This window comes from Thalassotalea sp. Y01 (genome assembly GCF_012932945.1).
Lineage (GTDB): Bacteria > Pseudomonadota > Gammaproteobacteria > Enterobacterales > Alteromonadaceae > Thalassotalea_A.
Map to the genome: position 1 here is coordinate 13,849 of NZ_JABBXG010000013.1, position 24,852 is coordinate 38,700.

General features: G+C 43.3%; 20 protein-coding genes. 6 read left to right on the forward strand and 14 right to left on the reverse strand.

What is annotated here, in order from left to right:
• The first annotated feature begins 7 nt into the window (after window positions 1-7).
• Window positions 8-940, forward strand: a complete 933-nt coding sequence (locus HII16_RS15555) for a hydroxymethylglutaryl-CoA lyase (RefSeq protein ID WP_169131597.1) — start codon at window positions 8-10, stop codon at window positions 938-940.
• 130 nt (window positions 941-1,070) lie between these two features.
• Here HII16_RS15555 and HII16_RS15560 read toward each other — a convergent pair whose 3' ends face one another.
• The 3 genes from HII16_RS15560 to HII16_RS15570 form a co-directional block, all read right to left on the reverse strand.
• On the reverse strand, window positions 1,071-1,736 hold the full coding sequence (locus HII16_RS15560) for an OmpA family protein (RefSeq protein ID WP_135439723.1): 666 nt from the start codon (window positions 1,734-1,736) through the stop codon (window positions 1,071-1,073).
• A gap of 130 nt (window positions 1,737-1,866) precedes the next feature.
• The gene (locus HII16_RS15565) at window positions 1,867-4,899 is read right to left on the reverse strand and encodes an efflux RND transporter permease subunit (protein ID WP_169131599.1); all 3,033 of its coding nucleotides are present in this window, start codon (window positions 4,897-4,899) and stop codon (window positions 1,867-1,869) included.
• Window positions 4,899-5,960: an efflux RND transporter periplasmic adaptor subunit gene (locus HII16_RS15570; protein WP_169131601.1), complete on the reverse strand. Its 1,062-nt coding sequence runs from the start codon at window positions 5,958-5,960 to the stop codon at window positions 4,899-4,901. Before HII16_RS15570 ends, HII16_RS15565 begins: the two co-directional genes overlap by 1 nt.
• Before the next feature lie 220 nt (window positions 5,961-6,180).
• On the opposite strand from HII16_RS15570, the gene HII16_RS15575 reads away from it, so the two are divergent.
• Window positions 6,181-6,753: a TetR/AcrR family transcriptional regulator gene (locus HII16_RS15575; RefSeq protein ID WP_169131603.1), complete on the forward strand. Its 573-nt coding sequence runs from the start codon at window positions 6,181-6,183 to the stop codon at window positions 6,751-6,753.
• Between the two features lie 24 nt (window positions 6,754-6,777).
• On the opposite strand, the gene HII16_RS15580 is transcribed toward HII16_RS15575, so the two are convergent.
• The 4 genes from HII16_RS15580 to HII16_RS15595 are packed head-to-tail and all read right to left on the reverse strand — an operon-like array spanning window position 6,778 to window position 10,809.
• Window positions 6,778-8,013 (reverse strand): HAMP domain-containing sensor histidine kinase, encoded by a 1,236-nt coding sequence (locus HII16_RS15580; protein ID WP_169131605.1) that lies wholly within the window; start codon window positions 8,011-8,013, stop codon window positions 6,778-6,780.
• A gap of 32 nt (window positions 8,014-8,045) precedes the next feature.
• On the reverse strand, window positions 8,046-8,750 hold the full coding sequence (locus tag HII16_RS15585) for a response regulator transcription factor (protein WP_169131608.1): 705 nt from the start codon (window positions 8,748-8,750) through the stop codon (window positions 8,046-8,048).
• Complete coding sequence (locus tag HII16_RS15590) at window positions 8,738-9,679, reverse strand: alpha/beta fold hydrolase (protein WP_169131610.1); 942 nt, start codon at window positions 9,677-9,679, stop codon at window positions 8,738-8,740. Before HII16_RS15590 ends, HII16_RS15585 begins: the two co-directional genes overlap by 13 nt.
• Window positions 9,679-10,809 (reverse strand): type 1 glutamine amidotransferase domain-containing protein, encoded by a 1,131-nt coding sequence (locus HII16_RS15595; RefSeq protein ID WP_169131612.1) that lies wholly within the window; start codon window positions 10,807-10,809, stop codon window positions 9,679-9,681. The genes HII16_RS15590 and HII16_RS15595 overlap by 1 nt, the downstream gene beginning before the upstream one ends.
• 203 nt (window positions 10,810-11,012) lie before the next feature.
• Between HII16_RS15595 and HII16_RS15600 the strand changes: the two genes are divergently transcribed.
• Window positions 11,013-12,170: a patatin-like phospholipase family protein gene (locus HII16_RS15600; RefSeq protein WP_169131614.1), complete on the forward strand. Its 1,158-nt coding sequence runs from the start codon at window positions 11,013-11,015 to the stop codon at window positions 12,168-12,170.
• 264 nt (window positions 12,171-12,434) lie between these two features.
• Here HII16_RS15600 and HII16_RS15605 read toward each other — a convergent pair whose 3' ends face one another.
• From HII16_RS15605 to HII16_RS15615, 3 genes are all read right to left on the reverse strand, one after another.
• Window positions 12,435-12,641, reverse strand: a complete 207-nt coding sequence (locus HII16_RS15605; RefSeq protein WP_169131616.1) for a DUF4345 family protein — start codon at window positions 12,639-12,641, stop codon at window positions 12,435-12,437.
• A 127-nt stretch (window positions 12,642-12,768) separates the two neighbouring features.
• Window positions 12,769-13,797: an RDD family protein gene (locus tag HII16_RS15610; RefSeq protein ID WP_169131618.1), complete on the reverse strand. Its 1,029-nt coding sequence runs from the start codon at window positions 13,795-13,797 to the stop codon at window positions 12,769-12,771.
• A gap of 172 nt (window positions 13,798-13,969) precedes the next feature.
• Window positions 13,970-15,937 (reverse strand): cation:proton antiporter, encoded by a 1,968-nt coding sequence (locus HII16_RS15615; RefSeq protein WP_169131621.1) that lies wholly within the window; start codon window positions 15,935-15,937, stop codon window positions 13,970-13,972.
• Window positions 15,938-16,147: 210 nt separating this feature from the next.
• Between HII16_RS15615 and HII16_RS15620 the strand changes: the two genes are divergently transcribed.
• Together HII16_RS15620 and HII16_RS15625 are read left to right on the forward strand one after the other, a co-directional pair.
• Entirely contained in the window at window positions 16,148-18,589 is a 2,442-nt protein-coding gene (locus tag HII16_RS15620; RefSeq protein WP_169131623.1) for a tetratricopeptide repeat protein, read from the forward strand.
• 102 nt (window positions 18,590-18,691) lie between these two features.
• Complete coding sequence (locus tag HII16_RS15625; protein WP_169131625.1) at window positions 18,692-19,189, forward strand: hypothetical protein; 498 nt, start codon at window positions 18,692-18,694, stop codon at window positions 19,187-19,189.
• A gap of 1 nt (window position 19,190) precedes the next feature.
• Here HII16_RS15625 and HII16_RS15630 read toward each other — a convergent pair whose 3' ends face one another.
• The 4 genes from HII16_RS15630 to HII16_RS15645 form a co-directional block, all read right to left on the reverse strand.
• Window positions 19,191-19,841 (reverse strand): hypothetical protein, encoded by a 651-nt coding sequence (locus tag HII16_RS15630; RefSeq protein WP_169131627.1) that lies wholly within the window; start codon window positions 19,839-19,841, stop codon window positions 19,191-19,193.
• A gap of 17 nt (window positions 19,842-19,858) precedes the next feature.
• The gene (locus tag HII16_RS15635; RefSeq protein ID WP_169131629.1) at window positions 19,859-21,151 is read right to left on the reverse strand and encodes a DEAD/DEAH box helicase; all 1,293 of its coding nucleotides are present in this window, start codon (window positions 21,149-21,151) and stop codon (window positions 19,859-19,861) included.
• Window positions 21,152-21,269: 118 nt separating this feature from the next.
• Window positions 21,270-22,694, reverse strand: coding sequence for an alanine/glycine:cation symporter family protein (locus HII16_RS15640; RefSeq protein ID WP_169131631.1), 1,425 nt, complete (start codon window positions 22,692-22,694; stop codon window positions 21,270-21,272).
• Window positions 22,695-22,844: 150 nt separating this feature from the next.
• Window positions 22,845-23,672, reverse strand: coding sequence for an ion transporter (locus tag HII16_RS15645; protein ID WP_135439707.1), 828 nt, complete (start codon window positions 23,670-23,672; stop codon window positions 22,845-22,847).
• A 289-nt stretch (window positions 23,673-23,961) separates the two neighbouring features.
• Between HII16_RS15645 and HII16_RS15650 the strand changes: the two genes are divergently transcribed.
• Complete coding sequence (locus tag HII16_RS15650; RefSeq protein WP_169131633.1) at window positions 23,962-24,846, forward strand: EamA family transporter; 885 nt, start codon at window positions 23,962-23,964, stop codon at window positions 24,844-24,846.
• Window positions 24,847-24,852 lie beyond the last annotated feature (6 nt).

Consider the following 24,852-nt stretch of genomic DNA (forward strand, 5'->3'; position numbering starts at 1 on the left):
TAAGCTTATGACACTGGTTGCTAACCTAGGTCACAGCGACTTGCCCAAAGCGGTTAAAATCGTTGAGGTCGGTCCAAGAGATGGGCTGCAAAATGAAAAGCAGTTTATTTCTGCTCAGGACAAAATAGCCTTGATCAATAAACTTGCCGAGGCCGGCACAGGTTATATTGAAAGTGGTAGTTTCGTCTCTGCCAAATGGGTGCCGCAAATGGCGACGTCAAGCGAGATATTTGCGCAATTACAGCGCAAACCTGGCGTCACTTACACAGCTTTAACGCCAAACATGAAAGGCTTTGAAGCTGCACTTGCCGTTAAAGCTGATGAAGTTGCCATCTTTGGCGCTGCGTCGGAAAGCTTTAGCCAAAAAAATATTAACTGCTCAATTGATGAATCATTAGCGCGATTTGCACCGGTTATTGAAGCGGCAAACGCCAATAATCTAAAGGTGCGTGGTTATGTTTCTTGCGTTGTAGGTTGCCCTTATGAAGGTGATATTGCACCAGAACAAGTCGCCAAGGTTGCCAAGAAGCTGCTCGACATGGGCTGCTATGAAATCTCGTTAGGCGATACCATAGGTGTGGGCACGCCGGAAAGCGTACGACGCATGCTAGCCGCTGTCAGTCAATACGTGCCAGTGGAAAAATTGGCGGTACATTTTCATGACACGTATGGCCAAGCACTGGCCAATATATACGCCGCCCTACAAATGGGCGTTGCGGTGATCGACAGTGCCGTAGCAGGCCTTGGTGGTTGCCCGTATGCAAAAGGTGCATCTGGTAATGTCGCCAGTGAAGATGTGGTTTATATGCTCAATGGCCTTGGTATTGAACACGGTATTGATCTTGATAAGTTACTGCAAGCAGGTTGGTTTATCAGTGATTTACTTGAACGAGAACCGATCTCTAAAGTATCCAATGCGTTTCGCAGTCAATGCCAATAAACGTTAACTAACCCCGTATTTAAAGATAAAAACAAAGGATTAGTGATAAAAAACACCCTGCAAATACAAATTTGTAGGGTGTTTTTGTTGGCGATTACTGTAATCGTTACTTGTATCGACTAACCGAGTACTACGAAGTTGGTAGGATATTGATCTCTACACGACGATTACATTGACGCCCTTGTTCATTGATATTGTCACATACCGGTTGGCTTTCCCCTAAACCGACAGCGATCAAGCGGTCACGCGCCACACCGTTTTGGAAAAAGTAATTTAATACCGACGAGGCACGATTTTCAGACAAGGTTTGGTTTGCATTGACACTACCAATGCTGTCGGTATGTCCTTCAATTCGAATTTTTGATTCTGGAAATTCTCGTAGTACCTCTACAACCCCGTTAAGAGTTGAGGTAATTTGTGGCTGCAAGTAATACGAGCCAGTATCAAAGCCAATACCATTGGTCATCACTAACTGTAATTGGTTTTCATTGATGCGTTTTACCTGGACACCTGATTGTTGCATTTTATCGCGCAATAAGGCTTCTTGTTTGTCTAGGTGATTACCCACACCCGCACCGATAACCGCACCACCTACTAGGCCTTGCAAAGCGCCTTTTTTGCGATCACTTTTACTTGATGTTGCCGCGCCAACAATAGCACCACCAATTGCACCAGTGATGGCACCTATCGTTGTTGAGTTGGTTTCAGCTTCACCGGTGTGAGCATTTTCACGTGTGGTTTGACAGCCGCTTAGGAGAATGGAGGCAACAACGAATGCTGATAGAGATTTATTCATGAATATCTTCCCTTATTATTTTTAGGAATGGAAAAGTCATCGCGCATAATAGCGTCACGATGACTAAAAGAAAATGGCGCAAGCAAATTAAACAATTGATTGCGATAAATTTAATCAAATTTAATCAAATTTATCGATAGTTGATACGAAACAACAATGAATACAATACCGGTACGGCAAGCAAAGTAAGCACAGTTGCAAACGCCAAACCGCCCATAATGGTGACGGACATATCGGCAAAGAAGGCATCACTTAACAACGGCGCCATACCCAATATGGTAGTGATCGCAGCCAATGATACCGGGCGTAAACGACTGATACTGGCTTCGACAATAGCAACTTGATCAGTTTTACCTTCTTGTCGTTGTAAGTCGATTTCTTCCAACAAAACGATAGCATTTTTGATCAACATACCAAATAGGCTTAAAAAGCCCAACAACGCCATAAAGCCAAATGGTAAACCGGTAAAATATAAGCCGGTGACAACACCAACGACCGCCATTGGCACAATTAACCAGATAATCAATGGCTGACGTGCACGACCAAACAACAACACTGAAATAATAAACATCGCTAAAAAGCCAGCGGGTAAGCCTTTGCCAAGTGCTTGTTGCGCATCTTGCGAGGCTTCAAATTCGCCCCCCCACTCTAGTTGGTAACCGGGCGGTAGTTCGAGGGCTTCTATTTGCGGTCGAATTCGCGCTAATGCCGCGCCTGCGGTTTCATTAAATCCAGGATCGGCGAATACCGTAATGGTACGTAAACGATCACGACGCTGAATTTGCACCTCTTCGCTGACTAATTCTAAGCCATTTGATACTTGTCTAAATGGCACATATTGGCGCTGCTGTGAAGACCAGACCATGGCATTTTCAATCGCTTCAATAGGGTCATTATTAATATCGGCCATTTTCGCCATGATGGCATATGAATAATCACCATCTTGCAAGCGCCCAAGTTCAAGACCTGAGCTGGCATATTGCACCGCGTCGTTAAAGTCACTACGTGAAATACCCGCAACACCGGCGTTAATTTTATCGTAGTGGCCGTTTAACGCTTTGCCTTTTTCACGCCAGTTATGACGAATATCACGCACCCTATTATCAGCATATAAGATGGCTTTGGCCTGCTCAGCTAAAGCACGTAATTGCTCGGTGTCAGGGCCAGAGAAGCGCGCCGCCAATTTGGCGCCATTACTTGGTCCAAACTGCATACGTTCAAAATACACATCGGCATTTAAATCTAAAGTCGATAAATCAGCCAATAAGGTCTTACCAAGAGTATCGATGGTCGATGCTTGCTCGGTGCGGATCATTAACAAACCGTAGCTCTCATTCGGAGCCTGTGGGTTGTAGGTTAAGGTGTAACGCGCCGCGCCCTGACCAACGTAACTGGTCACCGACTCCACACCGTCTAGCGCTAACGCTATCTGCTCCGCCTTTTTAATGGTGGCATTGGTACTGCGAATGTCTTGATCTTGAGGGCCCCAATAATGAATAAAGAAAATCGGCGTATTCGATGGTGGAAAGAACCCTTGTTTTAATTTTCCAAAACTACCATACGCAGTAAAAGTCACCACCACCAAAGCCAAAATGGTGATTAAGCGATTACGTAAAACCCAAGCCAGTGCAGCTTGGTAAACACGCAATAACACGCCTTTGCTCGGTTGCTGCTCAGCACTGCCCTGCTGATAAAAATAAGAGCCGAATAATGGCGTTACAATAACCGCTAACACCCAACTCAATAACAACGAAATCATAATCACCGCAAACAGTGAATATAAGAACTCGCCAGTAGCATCATCAGATAACCCAATTCCCGAGAATGCGGCAATACCAATAACCGTCGCACCGAGCAATGGCCACTGCGTACGCTTAACGATAAAGCTAGCTGCCTCAACGGCATTTTTACCTTGGCGCATGCGCAGCATCATGCCTTCAGCAACGACGATAGCGTTATCAACTAACATCCCCATAGCGATCACCATCGCGCCGAGTGAAATGCGCTGCAATTGCAATTCCATCAACCACATGATCAAAATAGTTCCCATAACCGTGATCAACAATATTGAGCCAACAACGATGCCTGAGCGCCAGCCCATAAATAGACACAGTGTTATCACAACCACTGCAACGGACATAAATAAATTATTGATAAAGCCGCCGACCGCTTCATCGACAACGGTGGCTTGGTTATATATTGGTTGTAATTCAATGCCTAAAGGTAACTCGGCAAGAATGGCATTTATTTTCTGCTCAACACGGCTGCCAACATTAACAATATTAACGTCATTGACTGCGGCAACAGCTAAAGTAATCGCATCACGTCCTTGATGACGAATAATACTATTTTGAATATCCACCGGCTCAACTGTAATATGAGCAATATCTTGCAACTTTATGGAATTATTGGTGCCCGGCACAACCAAGGATAACTGGTTAATTTCATCCAATTGATTGGTTGGTTCTTCTACCAAGATACGCACCTTTTTATCGGCAACGCGCAATCTTGCACCAGCAGCGGGTTGCAAGTTATTGGCCAATAGGTTGACGACATCAGGAAAGGACAAGCCTAATCCGGCAATATGATTGGGATCCATATAGGCGACGATTTGCTCTTGCATCACACCCGAGATATCAACTTTACCAACGTCATCGACGGTTAATAAGTCACGGCGAATAATACGAGCAAATTCACGCATTTCCCGCGGACTAAAATCCGGCGCGGTTAACGCATAGTACATACCATAGACGTCGCCAAAGTCATCATATACTTTTGGTGTGCCACTGCCTTTAGGTAAACTCGGTTTTAAATCAACCAGACGCTTGCGCAACTCATCCCATATCTGTGGTAATTCATTGGAGTCATAGTTGGGTTTGATTTCAACCAGCACTTCAGAAATACCGGGCTTTGAGATCGATGTTAAGCGACGTAATTGCGGCATTTGTTGCAACGCAATCTCGACAGGTTCGGTAATTTCCTGCTCCACTTGCTTTGCACTTGCGCCTTTAAATGGGGTGATAACTTTCACCTGTTTAATGGTAAATGCAGGGTCTTCCAACCGACCAATTTCATTAAGGCCAATCAAACCACCAAGCATGCAAATGATGATCACCAGCCATACATTGACCGGTGTTTTTATGGCGTATTGAGCAATATTCATTAACGCTCACCTTTGTAAGCGCGTACTTTCATGCCATGACTCAAACGATTCGCACCGGCGGCAACCACCTCATCATCAACCTGCAATGAAGAATGAATCAAGGCGAAACCGTTAACCACACGAACCACAGAGACAGGCAATCTTGCAACGGTGCCATTTGATTCGAATTTAAATACCGCAAAGCCTTGCTCTGCTCCGCCAACTAGCGCAGAAAACGGTACCATTAAATCACCGCTTTGCAATGTGCTAGAGAATTCGATATCGACATTAGCGCGCGCACCTGGGGTAATGCTTCGCCCTTCGATTGGCTGCATAGCAAACACGACTTTGTATGTCTGGGTGATAGGATCAACAGCGGTGGAATGTTCAACATACTCTATGTCATAAGACAGTTGTTGATTGAGTAAGGTGGCTTTGGCTGACACCACGGGATTACCTTTGTAGTTAGTTAACAGTCGCTCAGGTACATTGAAGGTAAAATACACCTGCGACATGTCTTGCAATGTGGCGATGGTTTGGCCCGCACTAACCAGGTTATTATTGTCGACCAGTCGTTCTGATACCTGCGCATCAAAAGGCGCATACAAACGGGTATAGCTTAAATCCTGCTCGGCTTTTAACAGTTCAATATCAGCCAATTCCAAATCGGTTTTGGCGTTATCGAGTACCGATTGTGCGGTCAAATTTTTAGCAAACAAGGCTTTGATGCGACTTAGCTCTCGAGCGGCTTTATCACGTTTTGCTTTTTGCTCATTGACACGACGTTGAAACGGCACGCTATCGATAGATGCTAGCAAGGTACCCTTTTCTATCTGACTACCGTTGAGTAACTTTGCACTGGTAAGGCGACCTGAAACTTCAAAGCTAAGCTCCAATGTTTTCACTGCACTGACTTCTGCGGGAAATGAGTAGCGAGTCTTGTTTGGCGTATTAACCACCTTGGCTAGCTGCACAACTTTCTCTACAGCCTCGATATTTGCACTGGCCTGTTCATTGTCTGGGGAGCATGCGCTAAGTATGAATGTGCATACAAGTAACAGGTAGGTTTGGTGACGGTACATAAGGTTCCCTTTTAATCCGGACGTTGACGTGACAGAACCCATTTGCTGACATTATAGGTTTGGTGCTGAATACGCCATGTTAACTAACGGAACGAATGTTAACACATTTACACAAACTGTAAACATTGATTAATCTAACAAATATCGATATGCTATCACTCAAAAGTAATAATCAGGCGCAAACATAGCGCTATACAGCACGTATTGACACCAATTGACCATGCCAAAAAGTCGACAAACTATTTTAAATGCAGCAAAAACGTGTTTCCTACAACATGGTTATCAGGCGACTAATGTCTCGATGATCAGTCGTTATGCGGATATCTCCAGAGTAACCATCCATAAACAATTTGGTTCAAAGGAAGACTTGTTTCGTGCGGTAATAGAAGAACACTGTCATATGGAAAATATGCTCAGTGATGAATTGTTAGCACAAGACAGCAGTTGCTGGCAAAAACTGGCTCAGTTATTAAAAGCCTGGGCAAACCCGTTATTTAACGATATCGAGCAAGAATTGATCCGTAATGAATTGTTGTTTGCGGGGCGTAAATACTGTGAAGACCTGATCATCAAGCATCGCAATGACAACATTGCGCAAATTAGCGCGCTATTGAATGACGCGGTGCAAGGTGATGAAATTCAACTGCAAAGTCTGCAAATGACGATAACCGAATTTGCCGAGCTGATTGAGATCAACTTTAAAGGCTTGTTCATGGCCCATAACCAAGCACCAATTGACCTGCTTATCGATAACAATATTCGTTTATACGCGCGGGCAACCAAGATTAACTAAACGCTAAATAGCTTATAGAGTAACTCACCATTGCAGGCGAATCTTGGTGCCATTTTGGTCAGAATCAATGCCAAGGTCGATATCTAGCTTTTCACATAAGCGTTTAACCAAAGACAAGCCAATACCAAATCCTTCGCTGCCACTGCCTTTAACACCTGATTGAAAAATTTTCGGCAGTAATTCACGGTCGATGCCTGGCCCTGAGTCGGCAATAATAAGGCAATTATTAGTAAAGTCGATATTGATACCACCTTGCTGACAATGATTAAACGCGTTGCCGATAAGGTTACTTATGATGATTTTTAGCGCCTGTTTGTTACTTTTCACCTGCGCCGCATCATTGACCTGTAATGATAATTCGATGTCCTTTTGCTCTAGCAATTGATGGTGCTCTACAACGCAGGACTCAATTAACGGCATCAAAGTTACCGGCTCTTCACTGAACTCAGTCTCTCTCGCTAATGCCAATAAGCCTTCAATGCATTGTTGCATTTGCTGTTGCGCATCACCGATACGACGGCTCAGCAGTTGTTGTTTTGCGCTTAACGGCGTGTCATTTAGTAAAGTTAATGCCCCTTGGCTAATGGCGATTGGGGTGCGCAATTCATGGGAAACATCACGAGTGAAATGTTGCTCTCGCTCAATAAATAGACGCACACGCTGCATAGCGCGCTCCAGCTCTCTAGCAAACACACCAATTTCATCTTTAGCAAAGGGTTTAGAAAAGTTTTCAGGTAATTCTTGGCCTTTAACAGAGCTAATGACCTGCATCAAATTATCTATCGGCTTTATCAGTCTTTTTGCCAAAGACCAGGACAAAAACGCAACGAACAATGAAATGATAAACATAAATATCAAGGTTGTTTTTGCCATGTTGCCCTTAATTTTACGGACAATCAGGTATTCACTTACTTCCGCCAACAAATAACCTTGTTCACTGCGTTTTAAGTGATAATGCTTACCATCCTCCGCATAAAATTCGTGTCGGTTAGGCTCTTCTGCTAGTGTGTCTTTTACTGATTTAGGTAGCTGTTCAGCATGTTGATAAAAACGCACAAATGATAAGTTAGTATCCGGTTGTTGGCCTTGCTCAATTTGCGCTTGCACTTGCGCCATTTCATCGTTGAGCAACTGCGAAAACATCGCATCCTCAATATAATAAGAAAACAGCAAACCTAATGCGGCAAACAACACGCTGATAAACAACGCCATGGCAATAAAGTACGCGACAATACGGGTGCGAATCTGACTAAATATCATAATATTCTTCTTATTTACGGATACGACATACGTTAAAGCGATAAGCTAAAACCAATACCGTGTATGGTTTTTATTATCGGCTCGGCAAACGGTTTATCGAGCACTTTTCTAAGCTGATAAAAATGTGAGCGCAAGGCATCTGATGAGGTCGGTTCGTCGCCCCAAATCTTCTCACAGAGCTCACTACGGGTCATAGCCCGTGGATACGCTTCCATCAGCAATTGTAAAATGGCAAAGGGAATCGGCTGTAAATGCACTTGCTGCTCATTTCGCAACACTTGTTTGCTGGTGATATCTAAACTCACCTGCTTTTCACCTTCGCCCATTGTTAGTACTTTCGGCTGATTCAAGGTATGACGCTGTGCCAAGGCAATACAGCGAGCATACAACTCCTCAAGAGCAAAGGGTTTGGTTAAGTAATCATCGGCGCCTTGAGAAAAACCAACCAGCTTGTCATCTAGCGTATCTCGAGCTGTGAGCATAATTATGGGGATATGACGTGACGCCTTTTGTCGCAATAGGTCACAGACCTGCAAGCCATCCATTTTAGGCATCGCGATATCAAGGACCACACAATCATAATATTCGCTTAGCGCTAATTCACAGGCTTGTACCCCATCATAAGCAAAATCTAAAATCGTCTGATGTTTTTCAAAGTAGCTGGCGATGTTTTGACTTATCGCCAGGTTATCTTCGACTATCAACAATTTTAATTTAGCTGACTTCACTCGTACCATCCTATCAGTTGGTTAAAATAGCCCTCAGGCAATATATGGCCACCATCAAGTTGAATATGCTTTTTCTGATTTGCCTTAATCAAATTAAACAAGGTTTCATTGTTTTCGACTGTGGCATACTCATCATCTTTGGCCGTTACTAACCATACTTTATCAACATTTAAGCGCTTAGCGACATTTTTTGGTGCCACCATCGCGGTTTTATCATCAAGATGAGGCGGTACGATTGATAACACGTTCTCAATTCGACCATCGATACCCGCCAATAATAAGGCGACTTGGCCGCCAAGGCTGTAGCCAGCGACAGAGATATTATCTTGGTCAAACTGCGATTGCTGTTCAATCCAATCAAGCAATACACGATAATCTTTTACGGTATCCGTGACCATGGCTTCATAAGGTTCGCGTTCACCCCATAAATGCAGATCGAGCATCATATCTCTGACCGAGTAATCAAGATCTTTGCGCTTACCATGATTACGACCATCGATAGCAATAACCGCATACCCTGCTGCTAATGCTTGCTTAGTGATTTCATCGGTTTGCTCTAATGTTGGGCGCTCTTTAAAGCTTTCCATCCACCAACGGTTTTCACTTCGTCCCATCGCATGCACACCAACCAAAACAGGCATACGCGTACTGGCGTTATCAATGGCGTCAATATCATCAGGGTAAGCTAAGCGCCCATTAACGGTAGCACCATCAAATGTTTGATAGGTAAACGCAAAGTTACGCCCAGTAACTTGCTCTATTTGCATATTCATCGCTGGCTTTTTATAGGCGTAATGGCTTTGCATCATATACTCATCAACCTGGTATGGCGTGAGTGAAAAAAACGCGTACCACAAGGCGGCTAAGCCTGCGACGACACCAGCTAAACTGATCATGATTTTCTTCCCATTTTTCTTTAATTTGCTTAATACACTCATTAGTCTGCCAACTTATTTAATAAACCACTGATTTGTTCATTTTCTGGAAATTTCAGCTGTGATGCTTTCAACAATGAAATGGCTTTGTCTTGCTCGTTTTGGACGATAAAGGTTTTTGCCATGGTGATATCCAACATGGGATGATTAATGATGTCTTGGGTTTGCTGCATCACTTTAAGCGCCACGTTTCGCTCTACTTCAGATTGCGCATGCTTAGCTTGATAAACGCCAATCATAGCCAGCAACATTGGGTTATATTGCTCCGGTTGTGCTTTAAATGTGGAGCTAGCGTTATCGATATCGGCATAAAATTGTTCCATCAATTTAATGGTGTTGTCGTCTTTAAATCGAGGTAAGTCTTTGCTATCTAAACCAAGTTTTTCAACTACGGCAACGGCGCTATCGGCGGTTGAAAAAGGGTTTTGACCGGTAATGATACGACCATCGATGCTGACCTGATTAAGCATTAACCCGTCTTGTTGGTAATTTGCGCCTTGGCCTTGTAATTTATCCTGCAAAGAAAAAGGTAGCTGCCACTTTTTGGTAAACACCGATTCTTCCAAGTTGGTAAAGGCAGAGATCCTTTTACCGTCGACTAAATAGCTGTTATCGGATAATTTCACGTCTAACAATGCCGCTGGTCCGTGGCAAACTGCAGCAACGATACCATTATCTTCGTATACATCTTTGATGATGGTTTTTACTTGTGGGTCAGTGGCCAAATCATACATAGGTCCCTTGCCGCCAACGATATATACCGCATCAAATTCATCGGCGTTAACATCGGTTAATTTAAGGCTTGATGACAAGGCTTTTACCGCACTTTCATCAGCTAAAAACTCGGCGTTATAGGCTTTTTTAGCGTCGTATTTATCAGTGACGAGTTCACCGCCTTTTGGTGAGGCAAAGGTAACGTGCGTGCCTGCCGCTTTAAACACCAAATAAGATTTACTCATCTCATCAAATTCATAGCCAGGTTTAACAAGTTCACCATCGCTATTTTTTTCGCCATAGCTACTTAACACCATAAGTATTTTGGGCGCATCGTTTGCTACTTGATTGGCGTTAGATATAAATGGTGTCGCCATAATAGCTAATATAGGTAACAGGCTGGTAATTGATTGTTTCATCGTCTTTCTCCTTGTGATTATGACCGCTACTTTATCAACGAGGTTGTGAAGAGGATGTGAAGACAATATGAGAAATTTTCACAAATTGGCTCGAGCGAGCATAAGATATTCACTTTTGCCGGTTTAAAGAGCTTAAATAGCGCTTTACAGCGCGCTAAAGATTGCACATAGTTAACCTATAAAGGACAAACCTACAGGGCGATATGGCGGGTAATAACAAGAAAAGTTACAAGGGGTATAAAACCGGGTTGCTACTAACCGGCGGCGGCGCGACCGCGGCTTATCAAGTTGGCGTATTAAAGGCCATTTCTAAGTTTATGCCGCGAAATCATGGTATTCCTTTTCCAATTATCAGTGGCTCCTCCGCTGGTGCCATCAACGCCACGACCATTGCATGTTATGCATCTTGTTATCATTTAGGAATTCGCAAGCTCGAATATGTTTGGAATAATCTGCATACCTCAAAGATTTACCATTCCAATGCCCGTAAAGTGTTTAGCCATATTATCAGTGGTATTGTCGGCTCCTACCGAGCTGGTTATGCACCGAAAAAAGCAATGAGTTTGCTCAACAATGAACCATTGCGACAATTGCTTAATCAAGTGGTCGACTTTCGCCGTATTGATGACAACATTGCTCGTGGCTATCTATCGTCTGTCGCGCTTACCGCGTCCAGTTACAGCACAGGCGATTCCATCAGCTTTTATCAGGCAGATAAATCTATTTCACCATGGATGCGAGCCAAGCGCCGCGGTGTACAAACGAACTTGCATACCGATCACTTGATGGCCTCAAGTGCGATTCCATTGATATTTCCATCGGTAAAAATTAAAAAGCAACACTATGGTGATGGTTCCATCAGTCAACTATCTCCATTAAGCACGCCTATTCACTTAGGTGCCGAACGCATTTTTATTGTTGGTGTTAGCCAGCCACAGCAAAACATTCATCAAGCAGTTGATTTTAATCAGCCACCAACCAGCGCTGAGATTGCCGGTCATTTGATGGATACCGTATTTACCGAAGCGCTAAATAGTGACCTTGAACGGTTGCAACGCATCAATCGTACCTTGTCTTTGATCGAGGAAAGTAAGCGCAGTTTGCAGTCACCGCTAAAGCATATTGATACCTTTATGCTCAGCCCAAGTAAAAACTTCCATGTCATTGCCAACGAGCATTACGAAGAACTGAAGTGGGCGTTACGGTTTATTTTGCGTCTGATGGGCAGTGGTAAAGATTCTGATTCGAGTTTGATGTCGTATATTCTATTCGAACAAAATTACTGTAAACGATTGATTCAGGTAGGTTATGAAGATGCCATGATGCAAGAGCAAAACATTCGAGAATTTTTGCAATTGTAACTTGCCGAGCATGCTGTTAATACGCTAGTTTTGAAGCCATAAACGTGTTTACGGCAAGGCTGATTATTGATTATCTACGCAAAGAGAGACCGCCTTATTACGGCGCAATAACCAACTGGCGGTTAATGCCGCAGCGACTTCAAGAATAAAATAAACATACATACTGATTGCAGCTTCAGGCATTAAGAGTCAACCGATAAGTCGTGTTGCAGCCATTGCCAGCATGAGAGTCAACACGGCAACTAAGGCAATAGGTAACAACTGTTACTTCGCAAGTAGCCAAAATAACAGTATCGCAATCGCCAAAAATAAACCGCCATAGGTAGCACGCAAATCAACAATCGCCGTCACACTATTTAATGTTTGCTCGGTTGTCAGCGTCAAGGCGTATTCAGGGGTAACGATAAACACAATAGCAAACAATAAGAATGCCAACGCCACTATCATAACAAACGCTTTATCTAACGCCATAGCCCCCTCATTGAATAAACGCCGCGCTCACTTTGGTGATAATTAAGGTAATGATTACTACGGCGTTTGCTATTTTATTTTTTATTATTTGTATATTACTTTTTACTGTTTATTATCGGTGCTTGTACTATTTAGCTGCGTCGTTATCTTGCTCCAACTGTGACACAATATCTATTGGATTAAAGCTGTGGGTATAATTGTACCAGCTAGACCAAATACCTATATCGTAGCCATAAGACATGGTAACTCGAATAACGTCTTTATCTCTCGACTCAGGGTATGATGCGACCAACGACTTAGCCAATTGTTGCGCAATATAATTATCTTCTACAATATTCTCAAACATGTATGCTTGACTATCAATGTAATGACTGGTTCTTTCGCCACTTTCTGATGAGGTAAACGTTGAACTGCCTGAAAAAACACTGGCGTAGCGTACATGTTTATTACTGTTTATGGCATTTTGAGCAACCGTCAAATTGTCAAACTCTTGCATATCAACCATGCTGGTCACCATCGCAGGCACGAGGAGACTTAATACGCCAATGCACAGTAGCGCATAATAGTGAGGTCGCCAAACAGTTTGCACTGATGCCTGTTGAACTTCACAATTTACCACGTAACTACCCACCACAAGGTCATGCAGAGTTTGCCGTGTACGACGATTAAATAGATATAAATAGACGATGGTAAACATGCCACCAATGACGATAAGTGACAATGGGTAAATAATGAAAGAGGAGGCATCATCCCCTCCTATTGGTAAACCATTTAAGTAGGCCGGTATGCCCAAAGGTAAATATCTTAACATGGCACGTGGTAACGATAAGGTTTGGTTGCTCTCGTCGACTACGCGAATATTCATCGCTTGCTTGCCTAATGTTTGTCCAGCAAAAAGACGTGAATTCATTACCGAAAAATAGCCAAACGAGACAACGAAACCGAGAAGCATTGCCCAACTTCCCCACTGCACAAATTGCTCTTTAAAAAACAAAGCTAATCCGGCACCGAATATGGCGAGAATGATGGCATCAATAAATAATGCCGCAATGCGGCGCCAGAACCCAGCTATCCATGGTTGTTGTGATGCTTGTTGCATAGGTTGTGGCGAAGATTGTTCAGGTGCTTGCTCTGCAGGCTGTTGTGAAGTTTGCAAAATAACTCCTTTGCGGCAACACCTGTGGCACAACAAGTCGTCATTGTTGATTTACACGGCCGGTATTGCTGTGATTTTTATTTTATTAAGTGACAATAAATTATTGCACAAATCAACAATAAAAATAAACGTAGTTTTACATTGTTACAGCGAGATTTTTACCGCATTACTGCTATAAGCCTTGTTGCAACAATCTTTCGAGTCGTTCAACGCGCCTCGGTTTACCTTGTAATATCAGGGTATCCTGCGCTTGCATAACAAACTCACAGTCAAAGTCGGTGATTTCGTCATTACCACGACGAATGGCAAGGATATCGACTCGACGCCTCGGCAAGTCCAGCTCAGCGACACATTTGCCATTGGCCCAGGCATCATCAAGCAATAACGTTGGGTGAACAAATTCAAGGCGCTCAATAGCGTCAGAGCTCATATTGGTATCGACACCAGGGTAAAATCCGTGCAAGCGATTGTAATGGTTTTTCCGTTCTGTGCGCACACTACGAACAATTCGAGTAAATGGCACACCAGATAAATTAAGGACTTGGGATACCAACATTAAACTGCCCTCAAGTGATTCAGGGACCACTTCATTCGCGCCTGCGTCTTTAAGCAAGGTTAGCGAATCATCATTGCGTGTTCTTACTAAAATTTGTACATCTTTTGCAATAGAGCGCACCTTGTGCACCACTTCAAGTGATTGGTCAACCGCACCATAAGAGACAACGACCAATCTAGCTTTATGAATACTGGCAGCTTCAAGTACCTCTGTTTGTCTGGCAGAGCCAAACAAAACATGCTCACCGGATTCCCTTGCCTCATTGACCCGCAAAGGATCGATATCAATGGCGATACACGGTATTTTTTCTTGCTTAAGAAATCTGCTTACGGTTTGACCAACACGGCCGAAACCACAAATAACAACATGATTAGCCATATCTTTGGCATGTTGCTTTTGTTGCTCATCCTGATCATCTTGTTTGCCATCATAAGCCAAAGCAACCGACCATTTACGAGCATTTTTGATCATATACGGCGTGATACCCATTGAGATAATACCAGCACCGAGTAAAATCGAAATTTGCTCTTGGCTCAATACGCCATGAGTTGCCGCCAAAGAAATCAACACAAAACCAAACTCGCCCATTTGCGCCAGCATAAACGCCGACGCCCACGCATCTTTTGTGGACTCGCCCGCTTTTGCCGCCAAATAACGAACAATAACGATTTTAACCGCCATAAAGCCAATCACCAGAAACAAAATGGTAAACGGTTGGGTGAGCAAAGTTATCGGATTGAGCTTCATACCAACGGTAACGAAAAATAAGCCCATTAATATGTCACGAAACGGCCTAATATCCGCCTCTAATTGGTATTTATACTGACTTTCACCAAGCATCATACCTGCCAAGAACGCTCCCAAGGCCATCGACAAGCCAAAGGCTTGAGTAAGACCTGCGGTAAATAAGGTGACGAATAAGGTGGTCAGTACAAACAATTCATCGGTACGCACCGACGCCACTTGATTGTAAACCCGTGGCAATATCCACTTACCAACAATCATCAATAAGCCGATGACAAATACGCCTTTTAATAAGGCAAACAGTAAAGCGACAATCATCGAGTTGCCACTTTGATCCGATAATAGAGGAATGATGATTAACAATGGAACGACGGCAATATCTTGGAATAGCAATACTGCGACGGATATTTGCCCAGACTTGCGCTTAATAGAGCCGGTTTCACTTAACTGACGGATAACGATTGCGGTAGACGATAAGGCGATAATGCCGCCAATGACCATCGCCGATTCAAAAGAAATGCCGAGCAACAAAGCAATCAGCATAAACACCAACAGCGATAAACCAACTTGCTTGGAACCAACGCCGATAACCAAATGCCGCATGGCCATAAGTTTTGGTAAGGAAAACTCCAAACCCAAGGTAAACAATAAAAAGACGATGCCTATTTCGGCGATGTGGTCGTAATCAATGCTGTTGCCTGTGGCGCCTATGACATGCTCCCCCACCAAGGTACCGGCAACAAGATAGGCAAGTATCGCCGGCAAGTTAAGGCGCCTGAATATCCAAACGCAAATCACCGCGGCGACTAAAATAGCTAAGATTTCAGACAAATGCCCCACATTAGTTCCTTTAACAACAGATTAACAAAGCAACTTTACCATTAATCGCTGGCAATTGCAGATCAAAGTTGGCTAGGGCTTATTGTTTACCAAAATATTGAGAGAGGCAATGAAGATGAAATAATTTCAATCACTTATAAATTGCAAATCACTAAGCAAATACCATAATTACTTAGTGCCAAACAAAAATTGCACGGATGAACTAAATAATTGTCTGACGAATTAACGCCATCTAATAAAACTAATACGCCCGAAACGTCTGCTGATGTGTCGCAGGATCCTGCGACCTTACAAAAGCTGCATCAAGGTTTTTGCTTGGGCAACGTTATTGTTGAGCCCGACTCAGGGGTCATTATCCGCGATGGCGCTCGCTACCATCTTGCACCTAAAGCGATGGAAATATTACTGTTTCTATCAAGCCAGCAGTGCCAAGTTGTAAGCCGTGAAGATATTCTCAACTTTGGCTGGGGTGAAGGCGGGACCACCAGTACCAATGTCACCCATGTGATCAGCGAAATTCGTCATGCCTTGGGTGATCATAAAGAATGCCCTACATTTATTCAGACTATTCCTCGTCGTGGTTATCGCATGATGTTACCGGCTGAGGATAAACCGTTAACCAGTCTATTTAACTTAACAGAAGATAATGAACCCGCAGCGCGCAAGCGCAAATGGAGCCTTACCTTTTCGATTCTAAAAAGTAGTCGGTTATTTAAAGCCAGTGTTGCTTACGTTATTTTTAGTTGGGTAATGCTACAGGTATTGTCTATTGTCTTACCTATCTTTCATGCCCCGCAGTGGGCATTAAAATTATCGACTCTGTTACTGATCATTTGTTTTCCGGTACTCATTAGCTTTCATTGGTTTAAAGAGCTGCGAAAACGGCGGCGCAGCGTTGCCGAACAACAACGGCGTACGCGTTTTTTCTATCAACAACTGGCGGTTGACTCATTGTTCGTTGCCATTGTTTTGGTGGTGATCTACTTTCTGTCGACCTATCTCATCGCCTATATCGACTTAGAGCAAGAGAATGAGTCGAAAAAATTAGCCGAGACCATCATAAGTAAACCGTTGACCAACAACGCCATCGCTGTGATGACGTTTCGTATGCCACCGACTGTTAATAGAGAACACGACTATTTGGTCAACCAAATACAAGATGAGATGATAAACATCATTGCCAACAAACCTGAATTTAAAGTTGCCTCTCTTAGAGCGACCATGGGCATTAAAACCAACGCCTCGATTAACGATATAAAAGATACGTTAGGAGTACGTTATATCGTTGAAGGCCGAGCGCAAATCATCAAACAGCAAATCGTTGTTGAAGCACAGTTAATTGATACGGTGTCGGGTTTTCAAGTGTGGGGGGCGAAAATAGAAGCGCAAGTTGATCAAGGTTTAGACTTGTATCAAAAATTGAGCCGAAAAGTGATCAACGCCCTACATTTATTACTGCCTAGTCATTATGAGCCGAGTCAGAGTACCAATATACCAACCAAAAATTTCGAAGCGTTTGACGCCTATTTACAAGGTAAGGATAAACTCAGTACCAGCAAAAGCATTGCGACTTTGGTTGAAGCCATAGCCTTTTTAAAGCAAGCGGTGAATGCCGATCCAAACTTTATCGAAGCCTCAGCATCTTTGTGCCAAGCGTATATGGAAGCTTACTTGCTGAGCAGTGAAATCAGTCATTATCAAAATGGCGTGCAAGTCTGTGAAATGACCGCCAACGTAGAGCGGACCAGTGTCAATTCGCATTGGTCATTAGGGAAACTTTATTTGACCGATGGTCGCCTGATGCAAGCCAAGCAAGAACTGCGTAAAGCATTGTCCATTAACCCTGAATCAGCGCCCGTTTTGATCACCTTAGCCGGCGTACTGGAACAGCAAAAGCACTTTACTCAAGCGGAAGTCGTCTACCAGCAAGCACTGGCATTGGAACCAACATTTTGGAAAAATTATTACGATTATGGTCGCTTTCTTTACAACCATGGTAAATACCAGCAAGCCATCGAACAATTCAAAAAGTCGGTGTTACTTAAGGATGACGTCGCTATTGTCCAAAATGCCCTGGGCGGTACCTATTATTTATTAATGGACTGGGAAAATGCCAGCGTCAGTTGGTCAAAAGCCATGGCAATTGAGCCAACGGGTATGTTGTATTCTAATTTGGCGACCAGTTTGTTTTTCAATAAACAATTTGATGATGCCGCAGAATTGTATCAGCAGAGCCTGAAGCTTTCGCCAGAGGACGATTTAATGTGGGCTAACCTTGGCGATGCCTATAAATACTCGCCAACCCAACATAATCGTGCCAAGCCGTCATTTGAGAAGGCTTTGTCACTGGCGAAAAAACAGGAAATCATCAACCCGAAAGACTTATCGTTGCAATCGCAAATTGGTCGTTATCATTCTGAACTTGGCGATTGTCAGGCAGCGAACTCATACCGGGTTAATATTCTTGAGGCGACAGTCTCTGACCCCTATATTTACTACTACTTAGCGCTGTTATCACTTAACTGTCGCGATATTATTTTAGCGGAGCAATATCTCATTAAATCAATAGAATTAGGCTACCCTAAACCGCTTATACTGGCGGATCCTCAATTTATAGCCTATAAAGAACAACTTAGCGAAGTTTTTAATTAACCCAAACTCTGCGGTATCGAGTTTTAATCCCGATAAACTGATACCCTCCACCAGGGAATGGCAACTGTGGCAGTTTATTAATAATAACCCTAGGAAACTGTTATGAGTCATTCATTCGCTGTAATCTTGCGTTTTATCGTCGTTATCATCAGCATTCTTGGTGCGTCATGGGCGCTGATCAATGTTGCCGATGCTGCCGATGCCAATCAAGCAGAGCAAATCGACAAAATGAAGAGCACAACCATCACCATAAATCTTGATGCCGACAATTGCGTCATCGAACCACTCGAGCCTGATGTTGACAATTGTGCATTGCAATTTGGTGCGGAAAATAGCCCGTGTAAGGGTAAGAAAGATTGCATCTGTTCTAAGCAAGAAAAACGCATAGTCTGGAAAACATCACCAGGTAAAGAGTTTGAAATACTGTTTACCGCATCAACCAATGACAAACATAAAAAACCATTTCACAACTGTGACCTAAAAGCCGGTGGTGATGATATTGTCGACTGTAAAGTCAAACATAAAGGTACTTATACTTATGATGTTGCGGTTAAGGATTGTGCGGGTTCAAACTACGATCCAGTGATCATCATTCAATAATTTAATCTTGCTGATTAGCGGTAAGTTTATTTAGCAGCTGCTGGCGCTCTTGTGGGGTAAAACCAACACAAGTTCGCGCCAGTCGTATCGCTTTGGCAAATTGCTCAGTACCGATAATGTTAAGCACAGCGAGAATAAACGGGTTATTCAGATCATAGGTCTTGGCGAAAAAATCAACCGCATGATAGATATCAGGATAAGTCACGCCATCAAATTGAAAGCTCATGCCTTGATAAATACTGTCGATTTGTTGTCCCGACACCACTAACGGCCAGGCTTTAAAATTAATTCTATCGCGAGCCACTTCAAACATAAACCACGCACTTTTGGCAAATCCGGCAAAGTTACCATCTTCAAAACCGGCGTCAGCTAACTCTTGCTTGGTCCAGTTTTGTCCTATCGCTAAATCTTTTTGATGGGCTTTTAATAACGCCTGTTTAACTTCTTGGCGCACGGAAAAAATAGTATGGCCTTTAGCTTTTTTGGCAAACTTGGCACATTCACTACAAGCGTTAACGTTCAAGTGTGGGTGCGGGCAATTAAGGTGCTCACTATGAGTTGGCGGAAAGGAAAATACTTGCGCATAAGGTTCGCCGCAAAACCAGCATAAATGCCGAAAATGAAACGGTACTTCGATATCTTGGTAGTCCATTGCCAACTTAAATCCGCTTATTTGCTTGAATAACGACTGCGTTTTTTCGGTTTAACCGCTTTTTTCGTGGTCTTTTTGCTTTGCTTTTGCGCAACAGAGCGATTTTTCAATTGCTGTGATTGATAGCGATTCTTGCTCGACTTTTCAGGGGCTTGCGTCTCGGTCTGATAATCCGTTGGATCGAAATCATAGCCAGGTAACTTAACCTGCACAATTTTTTGGTCTATGGTCTGTTCTATATTGGCAAGGAATTTATTGTCTTTTGGTGACAATAAAGAAATCGCCGTTCCTGTTTTACCGGCACGCCCTGTACGACCAATACGATGTACATAATCTTCTGGTAAAAATGGTAAGTGGTAGTTAACCACATACTGTAAATCAGCGATATCGATACCACGAGCAGCGACATCCGTAGCCACCATAACTCGCGCTCTACCTTCACTAAAGTCCAGCAATGCTTTATTGCGTGCACCTTGTGATTTTTCACCATGACACAGCACCGCTTTGATGCCATCTAACTTGAGCTCTTTGGCGATTTGATTGGCACTTTCTCGAGTCCCCGCAAACACCATCACTTGTTGCCAGTTGTTAACACCAATTAACTCCGCCAGCATTTCACTCTTACGCTTTTCTTCTACCGGATAAACAAAGTGTTTTATCTTGGCGTTCGTCGCATTTTGCTTGGCAGTTTCAACGATACGTGGGTTCTGCAAAATTTGCTTAGTCAGTGTTTTTACTTTATTTGAAAAGGTCGCTGAGAATAAGCAGGTTTGATACTGATGCTTAAGAGACGCTAATAACTTTTCAATATCAGCGAAAAAGCCCATATCCAACATACGATCGGCTTCATCGAGTACCACATGTTTAACTTGTGCCAAATTAACGTTGCGCATTTGCACATGCTCTAATAAGCGACCCGGTGTGGCGACCAAGATATCTGCGCCAGCCTTAAGTTTTTTCTCTTGCCCTGCAGAGCCAACGCCACCAAAAACCACCAAGGTTTTTAATTGCGTGTAACGACAATAACTTTCAATATTGTCGGCAACTTGCTGCGCAAGTTCTCGTGTCGGCGTTAAGATCAAGGCTTTAACCACTGGGGTTGACGATGTATTCGTTTGCAATAGTTGCTCAATGATAGGCAATGCAAAGGCCGCGGTTTTACCGGTACCGGTTTGGGCACTGGCTAACACATCCTGACCACTTCGCACCGCTGGGATCGCCCGTTGCTGCACTGCCGTCATGTTTTTATATCCGCATTCCTTTACCGCTTTTAATACGGGTTCAGGTAAGCCTATGGTATCAAAGCTCATTGAGATCCTTGTCTATCGTCAAATTTCGGGGCAAGCATAGCAAAAACCCCCAATATAATAAAACAATAAAGCCGGCTTCTTACCGGCTTTATTACGATTGTATAGCCTAGTACGTACCTTACTTAGGCAAACGGGTATTTTCTTCGCTCCAGATACCAGCCGTTAAGTTCATGTCTTTAACTTGCTCGTCACTGGCGACAAAGCGCGGTATATCGCCTTTATCAATATGTTCATTATAGTCTTTGGCTAAGGTAACTAAATGCTTACTCAAAAACATAATGGCGATAACGTTAATCACCGTCATCAAGGCCATAGCCAAATCAGCGAGACCAAGTACCTCGCCTAACGTGGCCACAGAGCCATAAAAAATCATGCCTAAAAACACCGCTAAAAAGATGGCTCGGCCAATCTTATTGTTCATTTTTAAGAACGGCAGCGAATTTTCTGCATAGGCGTAGTTGGCGACCATTGAAGTAAAGCCGAAAAAGAATATCGCTAAGGCAATAAAGTCACTCCCCCAAGAACCGACCTGATTTGCCAATGCTTGCTGGGTAAGCTGAATACCAAAGGTTTGGCCTAATTCAATACCGCTTAAAAGAATAATCATCGCCGTACAGGTACATAGTATGATGGTGTCAAAGAATACGCCTGACATTTGCACATAACCTTGCGATGCAGGGTGTGGTGGATACGGCGTTGCTGCAGCGGCAGCATGTGGTACCGAACCCATACCGGCTTCATTTGAATACAAGCCGCGTTTAATGCCTTGCATCATAGCGACACCAAGCATACCTGCACCGGCTTCTTGTAATCCAAACGCTGAGTATATGATTTGTTTAAAAACGCCAGGGATTTCAGGCAAACTGGTTAAGATCACCCACAGCGCAACAAGGAAATACGCTACCCCCATAAATGGCACAACCATTTCGGAGAAACGAGCGATTTTTTTCATCCCGCCCATAACAATGATACCCGCCAAAATGGTGATTATCACACCGGTAATATACGGGTCTACGCCATAGGAGTAGTCGAGAGCTTCAGCAATCGAAAATGCTTGCGGAGCTGAAAAGACCATGCCGTAACCGATAAACAAACAGACAGAGAATATCAACGCCATAGCGGGGCTTTTTAGACCTTTAAGCATGTAAAATGCCGGGCCACCACGGTAGTTACCGCTGCTATTTTCTTCTTTGTACAACTGACCTAAGGTGCTTTCCGCAAACGCGGTGGCCATGCCGACCAAGGCAATCATCCACATCCAGAATATTGCCCCTGGACCACCTAAGGAAATTGCCACTGCAACGCCCATCAAATTACCGGTACCAACACGTGCCGCTAAGGACGTACACAAAGCCTGAAAAGATGAGATACCATGGCCGTCAGTATTACGACTATGTCGCATAACACTAAACATGTGGCCAAAGTGGCGAAACTGAATTGCTTTTAAGCGGATGGTAAACCACACACCAGCGATCAATAGAAGTGGTACTAAAATCTGACCCCAAAGTAAGCCATTAAGAAAATTTACAACGTCAGTAAACAAAACCGAGCCCTTATAATTTAATGAGTGCCATAGGGCGTCATTTTGCTACCGACAACCACAGACAAAGCACCTGTCGCTACAGCTCAGGTGCAAGATTATGAGATTTAAACTTTGTTAATGATAGTGGTTGTTAATGTAAAATGATATAAATCAATTGTGCTTTTCTGTTATTAATTTTTGTAAGTCACTGATTTGGTTCTGTAACTGTTCTATTTGTGCACGAGAGGCAGGTTCTCCGCCATCGCCACTTTCGCCATGTGCGCGAGCCCTTTCTAACTCGTGCTCTTCTGCCATTACCTCTAGGATCGTCCCCACCATCATATTAAGAAAAATAAACGCAGTGAAAAAGATAAAGCTAATATAGAAAATCCAACTTAGTGGGTACACTTCCATTGTTTCGTACATAACGTCGGTCCAATCTTCAAAAGTGGCAACCCGAAACAAGGTAAGCAGTGCGATGCTAACGTCCCCCCACAGCACGTCATTAATGCTGGCAAACATGATGCTGCCAATCGCCGCATAAATATAAAAGATAACGAACATTAATAAGGCGATGTAGCCCATTTTGGGGATGGCTTTAAGCAGTGCGTTTATCAAGGACCTTAATTCAGGGATCATCGATACCAAGCGCAACACACGGAACACTCGAAGTAAACGCGCCAACAGCACACCAGAACCACCGGCGGGAATTAAACTGCCAATAACAATCAATGTATCGAAGATGTTCCAGCCATTCTTAAAAAACTCTTTATTTGAGTCCGTTGCTAAATAACGAATAACAATTTCGATAGCAAAGAATACCGTAATCGCCATATCCAGAATCAGTAAAAATGAAATGACTTGGCTTGGTAGATCATGAGTTTTGGCACCAATCAATAATGCAGACAACACAATGACAGAAATGACAATGCCTTGAAACAGCTTGCTCGAATCAATGCGTTTTAGTTTGGTTTGTAAAAGAGAAAGACTAATGACCATGAGTTAACTTTGTTTTTCGTTATTGAATTTAATTGATTGTGAATCTAATCATTTGTGAAAATAAATAATTCTCGGCGATGATATAGGTGCTTGAGGTGTTTTTTCAATAGGCAAAATGTAAATAATGTTGTGTACAGGCCTAATAAATCAAAATTGTTGCTTACAAACCTAACCTAGACTCTATAATATCCCCACCCTAACGTTTTATCCTTGGTCAATGCAGGTGTCACTTTATAGTGACGAGTGCTTGCCAATGATGACACCATAACATCACCATTACGACATTTTCATGACTCTCAATCAAACATTGCTGTTGATACTACTGGCCGCCATATGGGGCGCTTCCTTTATGTTTATGAGGGTTGCAACGCCTGAAATGGGCCCGATTGCATTGATTGGTTTTCGAGCACTGATCGGTTTTGCCACGTTATTACCCTTTTTATTGTTTCGGCGCGGTTTTGCCGATTTACGTCGGCATTGGCAAGGTATTTTTATTGTCGGTATGACCAATACTGCCATACCGTTTGTGTTATTGGCTTATGCCACGTTAACTTTATCCGCTGGCTTAACCTCAATTTTAAATGCCACCGCGCCTATATTTGCCGCTTTGGTCGGCTTTGTTTGGTTGCAACAACGACTGACCATCAACAAGACGACCGGTCTGATGTTGGGCTTTATTGGTATTTTGACCTTATTCGCTGGCAAAGGTGATTTTGCCATTGATGCCACCGCCATCGCTATTTTTGCCGGATTAGTCGCTGGCCTTAATTACGGTTTTGCTGCCTGTTATACCGGAAAATACCTTAGCAAGGTAAACTCTTTGTCGGTCGCCGTTGGCAGCCAGTTTTTTGCGGCATTGGTGTATTTACCTATTTTGCCATTTTTTATGCCTGAGCAGGCGGTTAGTGAACAAGCGATAATCGCCACCATTGTGCTTGGCGCGATTTGCACAGCCCTTGCCTATATCATCTATTTTTATTTGATCAAAGAAGTAGGTCCAGATAAAAGCATCTCGGTAGCCTACCTTATTCCGGTATTTGGTGTTTTCTGGGGAATGATTTTCCTAGATGAGCAATTGACCATGTCAATGCTTATCGGCGCGGTGTTGATTCTTGCCGGTGTCGGCATGACCACAGGCGTGCTTAAGCGAAAGTCGAAGAAAGTGCTTGATTAAGCACAG